This window comes from Pseudomonas sp. HMSC057H01 (assembly GCF_001836405.1).
In the GTDB taxonomy this organism is placed as follows: domain Bacteria; phylum Pseudomonadota; class Gammaproteobacteria; order Pseudomonadales; family Pseudomonadaceae; genus Pseudomonas; species Pseudomonas aeruginosa.
In genome coordinates, this window is sequence record NZ_KV828414.1 from 51,447 (window position 1) to 59,537 (window position 8,091).

Consider the following 8,091-nt stretch of genomic DNA (forward strand, 5'->3'; position numbering starts at 1 on the left):
CTTTCGACGCAGTCGACGATTGCACAAATAGCAAATGCTAATCATTCGCATTGTTTGCTAGAGTTGCCTGATGCATGCATCCGCCGGCGCCGCTGGGCGCCGGTCACCAGGAGACCATCGTCATGTCGCAACCCGCCTATCGTCTGTTCAATGTCGAACTCAAGCGCCGCGAGCAACTCAGCCCGGCGCTGACCCGCTTCGTCTTCGGCGGCCCGGAGGTCGCCGAGATGAAGACCCTGGCCGCCGACCAGCGGATCAAGATCTTCTTCCCCGATGCCAGCGGCCAGCCGCCCAGCCTGCCCGGTGGCAGCGAGTGGTACCAGGCCTATCGCAGCGTCGAGCCGGCTCGCCGGCCGCCGATGCGTACCTACACCATCCGTGCGCTGCGCGCCGAGCAGGAGGAGGTCGACGTGGAGTTCGTCCTCCACGGCGAGAACGGCCCGGCCTCGGCCTGGGCGACCCACGCGCGGATCGGCGACCGCCTGCAACTGGCCGCGCCCAACCGGCAATACGGCGATGACCCCGGCGGCTACGAATGGAAGCCGCCGGCTGGCGTCCGCCATATCCTGCTGATCGCCGACGAAACCGCCTTGCCCGCGGTGGCGGGAATTCTCGAGGAGCTGGCCGGCGAAGCCGAGCCGCCGGTGGTCGAGGCCTTTCTCGAAGTGCCGGGAGAAGCCGATATCCTCGACCTGCCGGCGATTCCCGGTGCGCGCCTGCACTGGCTGCCGCGCCACCAGGCCGGCATCCATTCGCGCAACGGCGAGCGGATGATCGAGGCGGCGCGCCAGGCGCGGCTGCCGGAGCGCGAGGTGGCGGGTGGTGCGGCCCAGGAGCTGGAGGACATCGATATCGACGAGGAGATCCTCTGGGAACTGGCGAGCCCCGAGAGCGGCAGTTTCTACGCCTGGGTCGCCGGCGAGTCGGCGGCGGTGATGGCGATCCGGCGCTACCTGGTGCAGGAGCGCGGTATCGACAAGCGTCATCTGACCCTGATGGGCTATTGGCGCCTGGGCAAGGTGTTCGACTGATGGGCCGCTTCGTCGGGAAACAGGCGGACGGCTACGAGACGCGGATCGGCCGCCTGTTGCCGGGCTACGAGTTGCTGCACCTGCTCAGTCGCGCGCAGTTGCTGGCCCGTCTGCCGGAACGGGCGCGCCTGCTCAGCGTCGGCTGCGGCGCCGGCGGCGAACTGGCGGAGCTGGCCGGGTTGCGTCCAGGCTGGCGTTTCGTCGCGGCGGACCTGTCGGCCGACATGCTCGCCCTGGCCCGCCAGCGCTGCGCCAGGCTCGGCCTGCTGGAGCGGATCGAGCTGCACTGCGGCGACGTCGCCGGGCTACCGCCTGCGCCGCCTTGCGATGCGGCGCTGGTCCTGCTGGTGCTGCATTTCCTGCGCGGCGACCAGGCCAAGCGGCGCTTCCTCGAGGCGGTCGCCGAGCGTCTGGCGCCAGCGGCGCCGTTGCTGCTGGCCAACCTGATGGAAGCCCGGGACGCCTTCGAACGCCCGGTGCAGGCCGAGGCCTGCCGCTTGGCCGGGCTTTCCCCGGAGGACAGCGACGGCATGCTGCAACGCTTGCGCGAGGATTTCGATCCGTTGTCCGAGCAGCGCCTCGGCGAACTGCTGGAAGACACCGGCTTCGTCCTGCCCAGCCGCTATTTCCAGGCCGTGGGCTACCAGGCCTGGATCGCCTTCCGCGCCGGCTGAGGATGCCTCAGGCGAGGCGCGCCTGCGGCGTGATCTGGCGTGGGTCGGTCAGCAGCTCCAGCAGCGCCGGGCGTCCGCTTTCGCGGGCGCGGCGGAACGCGGCGGGGAAGTCGGCGCTGCATTCCACTCGTTCGGCGTGGGCGCCGAAGGCTCGCGCCAGGGCGACGAAGTCGGGGTTGTCCAGGCGGGTGGCGGATACCCGCCCGGGATATTCGCGTTCCTGATGCATGCGGATGGTGCCGAGCATGCCGTTGTTGACCACGATCACCACCGGCGTCGCGCCGAACTGCGCGGCGGTCGCCAGCTCCTGCGGATACATCATGAAACAGCCGTCGCCGGCGAAGCACACCACGCTGCGCTGCGGATCGCGTAGGCTGGCGGCGATCGCGGCGGGCAGGCCGTAGCCCATGGCGCCGTTGGTCGGCGCCAACTGCGTGCGGGCCTGGCGATAGCGGTAGAAGCGATGCACCCAGACGGCATAATTGCCGGCACCGTTGGCGATCACCGCGTCGTCCGGCAGGTTTTCGCTGAGGTACGCGACCACGGACGCCAGGTCGACGCCCTGGATGGCGGGGTCGCTCGCGGCCGGGGTCGAGTAGGCCAGGTAGTCGGCATGGGCGGCTTCGCGCCAGTCCTGCCAGGTGCTCGAGGGCAACGGAGCGAGGTCGGCCAGGGCCTCGGCGAAGGCACACGGGGTGGCCTGGATCGGCAGTCGCGCCAGGTAGACGCGGTTCAATTCCGCGCTGTCCGGATGCACGTGGATCAGCGTCTGCGCGGGGGCCGGACTACGCACCAGGCTGTAGCCAGCGCTCGGCGTTTCGCCCAGGCGCGCCCCGACCACCAGCAGCAGGTCGGCCTGGCGCAGCCGCTCCAATAGCGCCGGCGCCGCGCCGAAGCCCAGTTGCCCGGCGTAGTGCGGGTCGCGGTTGTCGAACAGGTCCTGGCGACGGAACGATGTGGCCACCGGCAGGCCATTGGCCTCGACGAAGGCGCCTAGCCGTTTCCTGGCGGCGCTGTCCCAGCCGCTGCCGCCAAGTACCAGCAGGGGGCGCCTGGCGTTCGCCAGCAGTTCGCGCAGTTCCGCCATCGCCGTGGCGCCCGGCCGCCCCGGAAGCACCCTTGGCACCGGCGCATCGGCGACCTGCGCGGAACCGAAGAGGATTTCCTCGGGCAGGGCGACCACGACCGGCCCCGGTCGGCCCGAGGTGGCGACGCTGAAGGCGCGGCCGACGAGCTCCGGGATGCGTTCGATACGGTCGATTTCCACGGCCCACTTGGCCAGGCCCGAGAACATCTGCACGTAGTCGACTTCCTGGAATGCCTCGCGGCCCTTGAAGGCGCTTTCCACCTGGCCGACGAACAGGATCATCGGCGTCGAGTCCTGCTGCGCCGTGTGCACGCCATTCGCCGCATGGGTGGCACCGGGGCCGCGGGTGACGAAGCAGATGCCTGGTCGGCCGGTCAGCTTGCCGTAGGCATCGGCCATGTTCGAGGCGGCACCCTCGTGGCGGGTGACGATGGTGCGGATGCCGTCGGCGTCGTACAGCGCGTCGAGCACCGGCAGGTAGCTTTCCCCGGGGATGCAGTAGACGGTATCGACGGCATTGCGCCGCAATGCCTCTACCAGGATCTGCCCGCCGTTGCGCTGGGGAAGGGAGTCGGACATGAGGGCCTCGCTGCGCACGTTGTGGTTGCCCCGATCTTCGGCCCAAAGCGCGTCAGCGCCAAGCGACCTTTCTTCGCGAGTTCATTCCCGTGGCGCATGAACCCTCGTTCTTCGTTCCGGGGGAGGCCCCTTTCAGCGCTTCATCTGGACGAGAAGGGGACTGGAGCGTCATCGCAACGGGTCTCCTCTAGGCGGATCGGAGAGCGCGGTTTTCCGCTCGTTTCTCCATCTTCTCCTCAATTATGTCTATGTAACTATTTCCTCTAGCAAAAAGGATTGTTCTTACATTATTTATAAATTTTCTTTGTTAGTTTTTCCTCGAGCAGTGCTGTTTGGCGGCTTCCTGAGGGGAAGATTTTTGCTGGGGCGCTGAGATAGAGGACGAGTTGTTGTTTGGTCGTCGGTAAGTTTCGGCTTTTTGTCTTTTAGTCCGATGGGCAAGGGTACCAATGAGCAGGGAGGTTTTTAGGGTGAAATTTTTATCCGGTTTCTGGGAGCGCCGTCGTGCGAATGGCACTCCTCTAGTGTGTATCGAAGAGCGTGGCAGTGGTGCAGGCGAATTCTCGTCGGTGTCCCGTAGGGTTGAAACTGCTCCTGACGTACGTAGCGTTGCGTCTGCAGATCCGGAGCAGTGGATACATTCCCAGGAGTACGAGCTTTCTTTCTGGAAGGATAAATGGCCCTATCGCCATCTGTCTGTCGAGGAACTACAAGAGGCCCGGCATAAGGATGCAATGTGGTTTCTTGGGAAGATGGGGTTCACGTACGGCTCCTCGCATTATCGCTACGAAGGTTTTGAAGGTAAGGTTTTGGAAGTAGGTAGTGGGCCGATCGGCTTTTTCGAGAAGGTCGAAGGCGTGACAGTGACTGCCCAGGACTCATTGATGGGGCTGTATGCAGAGAATCTTCCATTCTCGATTCTCGGGGAAAGAGGTTCTTCTTGTTATATAAGGGATGGTGTTGCCGATATAGAGAGTGCGTTCGATTTCGTCGTTTGCTCAAATGTGCTTGACCATACGGCCGACTGGATCCAATTCCTGATTGACTGTGTGGGCAGGTTGAGGACGGGCGGTGAGTTACTGTTGGTGACTGACTCGCGCGGAGTTCCAGCAATCGGGCATACACAGATATTCAGCCATGATCAACTGGTTCGTGTCTTGGAGTTGCTGGGAGCAAAGCAGTTCAAGGTGAAAGCCGTCGAGCGGGAGGATGGCGTTCACTGTGACTATCGTCATTATTTTCGGGTGGTTTTCTGAATTTCTCCGTGTCAATTACTCTGCCTGGACGGGCGCTAGATTGGTATCGGAATTTCGGGGCTGGAGCCGGAAATATTGTGTTGGTGGCCAGTGGTTGGATGGTTTTGCTTGAAAATAAAATACTATGAAAGGGATTTTCATGAAGAAGTCTATGCTTTCTTGTTTGTGTTTTGTGCTTCTTCTGCACTTTTTATTGGTTTTGAAAGTTGCGGCGGAAGTCTTTTGTGAGTCTTGTCTACAGGTGCGGGTGGAGCGCCCGCTAGTAGTTAGGGTTGGGTCTCACGAGCCTGGCCTAGATACTAAGTTTTATGTAATAAAGCTCTCTGAAAATTTATTCAGAGGCTACAGTTCCGGAGGTGGTGATGCTTACGCAATAACCGGGCCGGAGGCCTGGTCTATGGGCTGGCCTGCCAATAAGGTGTTAAGTAAAGGTGCCGCAGGGTCCTACAGCGAGTGTGGAGTATGGATAAATTCTCCGGTTAAGATCGGAGATGTCTATGTTGCAGCCGTGCATCAGGAGCAAAAGTGCGACTACATCAATGGTGGGCAGACGCACAAGTCAATGGGAGTATCGTTTTCTTATGACGGTCTATCTTGGGTTAATCCAATTACTGTGTTGACCAGCCCTGAGGCACCGAAGATGGGGACCCAATCTGGGGAGGGTGACTGTTCACTGGTTCGGGCCCCCGATGAAGGCTACCTCTATATGTATTGTTTCAGGCCGGGGCGATGGGATAATATCGTGGCGCGTGCTCCGGAGGCATCTTATATGTTCCCGTCAAGCTGGAGGAAATTATATAAAGGAAATTGGAGTGAGCCTGCGATTGGTGGTATGGCAGATAGTTTGGGTACTATAGGGAGTAGTGTTGGGTATTGGCGGGCTGGACGTAAAGTTATTGCGCTTGATCTCGATCCATGGTTTGGCGGGATAAAGCTGTCATTGTCCTCGGATTATAAGAATTTTTTTACTCTTAAGGATCCTCTTGTTCCGTTTGTTAAAAATGATTGGGATCGAAATTTAATCGGGAAGTCAACTGACTTAATCGCATATGTGGGGGTCGTGAATCTACTTGGTGGCGGGAATCGAGTTGATAATTCCGGCTGGGGTATCACCTATACTTATATACCGCATGGAGGAACGCTAAAGGAAAAGTATCTCGTCTTTCAAGGGGTTAACATGAAGGTGGTTAGTGAACCTCAACAGGCTTCCGTAGGTTTGGCTCTTACCCGCTGGGAGCACAGGAGTGGGAAATACAGAGTTACTACTCTGCCTGTGGTGAGACAATCCGAGTACACCGAGCGTAATCGTATCGCATATCTCCTGACTCGTCCTGTCGTTGGTATTGAAACGCTTGAGGTGGAGGAGTGTGTGAATAGACAGGATCCCGATGATTATCTCGTGACTGATGCAGGAGGATGTGACGGGAGCGGACATGATCGAATCGCCACTATCGGTTGGGTGTATAAATGCCCACAAAAAAATACGGTCCCTATTTATCGCTGTTACTCTCCGCTTGGCGAAAATCATTTTCTATCATCGAATGCAGGGTGTGATGATTTGGGAAGCTTGGAATGGAAGCTTGGATATGGTTTGAAGTAAGGCAAAAATTTTCGATTGCCGCTTCAGTTGTTTCCACGTGTTCTTACGGGCTATTGGTTTGTAGCCCCCTGCAAGAGGCTGTCTGCCGAAATCATGCCGTCCGACGTGCAGCGACTGACATCGATCAAATCAGCCACCACTTGAACAGGAAGAAGAACGCCATGCCCAGCAGCATGCTCGCCAGGGTATTGCGGGTATAGAGCACCAGCGCCACGGTGACTGCGCCGCTGACCAGGTAGGGATTGTCGTAGCCGAGGTCGATGCGGCCCTCGGGCATGAACACGATGGGGCCGCAGATCGCCGTGAGCATTCCCGGCACGGCGAAACCGAGGAACTGCCGCAGGTTGCTGCCGAGGCGGATCGGCAGGCGCGGTTCGAGGAACAGGTAGCGGTTGAGGAAGACGATCGCGCCCATCCCGAAGATCACTGCCCAGACCATGGCGCCTCCCGATACAGCTTGTTGCAGACGAAACCGGCGGCCATCCCGGCGAGACCGGCGAGGACCAGCGCCGAACTCCATTGCCAGTGGCTGAACAGCACCGAGCAGAACAGCGAGGTGGCCACGCAGACCAGCGTCGGTACGTTGCGCACCAGTGGCGCGACCAGCGCGATGAAGGTGGCGGCGATGGAGAAATCCAGGCCCAGGTGTTCGAGACCGGGAATGCTGCGGCCAAGCAGGATGCCGGCGAGGGTGAACAGGTTCCAGGCGATATAGAAGGTCAGGCCGACGCCGAGGGCGTACCAGCGGTTGAAGTTGCGCCGGTCGTGCTGGCTGGCGAGGGCGAAGAACTCGTCGGTGAGCAGGAAGCCCAGGCCGATCCGCCAGCGTCCCGGCAGAGGCGACAGGACCGGCCGCAAGCTCATGCCGTAGAGCAGGTGCTGCGAGGTCAGGAGGAGGGTGGTGAAGATGATCGAAAAGAACCCGGCACCGCCCTTGAGCATGCCGATCGCCACCAACTGGGCGGCGCCGGCGAAGACGATGGCGGACAGGCCCTGGCCCTCGGCCGGGGTAAGGTTGGCTTCGATGGCCATCGATCCCGCCAGCAGCCCCCAGGGCGCGACGGCCAGGGACAATGGGAGGATGGCGACGGCACCGCGGAGAAAGGCTTGGCGGGGCAGGTCGTGGGCAGTCATGGGGGCATGGCGGTGGTGAACGTCGGTCCAGCATGCCAGCAGGCGCATCGGGCTGGCTTGAACGATCTTGCTCTTCGTATCCGTTATCCACGCAGGCGAAAGCGGCCGGTGTCCTTCCTTATATAAGGAGGACGGGCAGGACAGGCGGCGGACGAGCGAGGGCTGCTCGAGGGCGCTGCGAAGAATCGAGGGAGAGAAGAACCGGAGCGGAGCTAACGCGGATGCTGACCGATCTTGTGGCCGCGGAACTTGGCGCCGAGGGACGGCTGGTAGGACATGGAACACCCGGTTTATTGCTGTTGTAGGGTTGGCACAGCTTAGCCTTGTTCAATTTTTCGTACAACGGAGCCTGTAAAATATCTGCTGCACCAGGTTGAACACCTTGCCTGGCCTGGCTTTGGCCGCTTTCTTGATGCTCTGGAAGGCCCTGTCTACGGCCATTCCGCCGTCCGCGAGGGCGACGAGAGGGCTATTGACAACAAATTGGCTTTCCGATTGACTCTGGCTCCAGCCCCCGCATGATTGAAATTTTTAACAAAAAAGGTGTTGCATCATGTCGGTACCCCTGCGTGCCGTTCAGCTCACTGAGCCGAGCCTGTTCCTTCAGGAACATCCCGAGGTCCAGTTCGTCGACCTTCTGATTTCAGACATGAATGGCGTGGTTCGCGGCAAGCGAATCGAACGCAACAGTCTGCCCAAAGTCTTCGAAAAAGGTATCAACCTTCCCGCT

The 8,091-nt window shown here is 60.6% G+C and carries 7 protein-coding genes and 1 pseudogene; 5 read left to right on the top strand and 3 right to left on the bottom strand.

Going from position 1 to position 8,091, the window contains the following annotated elements:
• Window positions 1-122 precede the first annotated feature (122 nt).
• Window positions 123-1,031, top strand: coding sequence for a siderophore-interacting protein (locus HMPREF2581_RS07540; protein WP_003139694.1), 909 nt, complete (start codon window positions 123-125; stop codon window positions 1,029-1,031).
• Window positions 1,031-1,705: a class I SAM-dependent methyltransferase gene (locus HMPREF2581_RS07545; protein ID WP_003100350.1), complete on the top strand. Its 675-nt coding sequence runs from the start codon at window positions 1,031-1,033 to the stop codon at window positions 1,703-1,705. The genes HMPREF2581_RS07540 and HMPREF2581_RS07545 overlap by 1 nt, the downstream gene beginning before the upstream one ends.
• 7 nt (window positions 1,706-1,712) lie before the next feature.
• Here HMPREF2581_RS07545 and HMPREF2581_RS07550 read toward each other — a convergent pair whose 3' ends face one another.
• Window positions 1,713-3,371: a thiamine pyrophosphate-binding protein gene (locus tag HMPREF2581_RS07550; protein ID WP_003139693.1), complete on the bottom strand. Its 1,659-nt coding sequence runs from the start codon at window positions 3,369-3,371 to the stop codon at window positions 1,713-1,715.
• 734 nt (window positions 3,372-4,105) lie between these two features.
• On the opposite strand from HMPREF2581_RS07550, the gene HMPREF2581_RS07555 reads away from it, so the two are divergent.
• Together HMPREF2581_RS07555 and HMPREF2581_RS07560 are read left to right on the top strand one after the other, a co-directional pair.
• On the top strand, window positions 4,106-4,627 hold the full coding sequence (locus HMPREF2581_RS07555; RefSeq protein ID WP_003120198.1) for a class I SAM-dependent methyltransferase: 522 nt from the start codon (window positions 4,106-4,108) through the stop codon (window positions 4,625-4,627).
• A gap of 139 nt (window positions 4,628-4,766) precedes the next feature.
• Complete coding sequence (locus tag HMPREF2581_RS07560) at window positions 4,767-6,227, top strand: hypothetical protein (protein ID WP_003139692.1); 1,461 nt, start codon at window positions 4,767-4,769, stop codon at window positions 6,225-6,227.
• 124 nt (window positions 6,228-6,351) lie between these two features.
• Here HMPREF2581_RS07560 and HMPREF2581_RS07565 read toward each other — a convergent pair whose 3' ends face one another.
• Both HMPREF2581_RS07565 and HMPREF2581_RS07570 read right to left on the bottom strand, forming a co-directional pair.
• Window positions 6,352-6,666 carry an AzlD domain-containing protein gene (locus tag HMPREF2581_RS07565; RefSeq protein WP_003088669.1) on the bottom strand — a complete coding sequence of 105 codons (315 nt, stop codon included), beginning with the start codon at window positions 6,664-6,666 and terminating at the stop codon, window positions 6,352-6,354.
• Window positions 6,651-7,361 (bottom strand): AzlC family ABC transporter permease, encoded by a 711-nt coding sequence (locus HMPREF2581_RS07570; protein ID WP_009315631.1) that lies wholly within the window; start codon window positions 7,359-7,361, stop codon window positions 6,651-6,653. The genes HMPREF2581_RS07565 and HMPREF2581_RS07570 overlap by 16 nt, the downstream gene beginning before the upstream one ends.
• Window positions 7,362-7,914: 553 nt before the next feature.
• On the opposite strand from HMPREF2581_RS07570, the pseudogene HMPREF2581_RS32895 reads away from it, so the two are divergent.
• Window positions 7,915-8,091: pseudogene (locus tag HMPREF2581_RS32895) on the top strand (glutamine synthetase); the annotation flags it as partial.

Coding starts and splice junctions, on each gene's coding strand:
- HMPREF2581_RS07570 (WP_009315631.1), bottom strand. CDS start 7,361: ATGACTGCCCACGACCTGCCCCGCCAAGCCTTTCTCCGCGGTGCCGTC.
- HMPREF2581_RS07560 (WP_003139692.1), top strand. CDS start 4,767: ATGAAGAAGTCTATGCTTTCTTGTTTGTGTTTTGTGCTTCTTCTGCAC.
- HMPREF2581_RS07540 (WP_003139694.1), top strand. CDS start 123: ATGTCGCAACCCGCCTATCGTCTGTTCAATGTCGAACTCAAGCGCCGC.
- HMPREF2581_RS07550 (WP_003139693.1), bottom strand. CDS start 3,371: ATGTCCGACTCCCTTCCCCAGCGCAACGGCGGGCAGATCCTGGTAGAG.
- HMPREF2581_RS07545 (WP_003100350.1), top strand. CDS start 1,031: ATGGGCCGCTTCGTCGGGAAACAGGCGGACGGCTACGAGACGCGGATC.
- HMPREF2581_RS07555 (WP_003120198.1), top strand. CDS start 4,106: ATGTGGTTTCTTGGGAAGATGGGGTTCACGTACGGCTCCTCGCATTAT.
- HMPREF2581_RS07565 (WP_003088669.1), bottom strand. CDS start 6,666: ATGGTCTGGGCAGTGATCTTCGGGATGGGCGCGATCGTCTTCCTCAAC.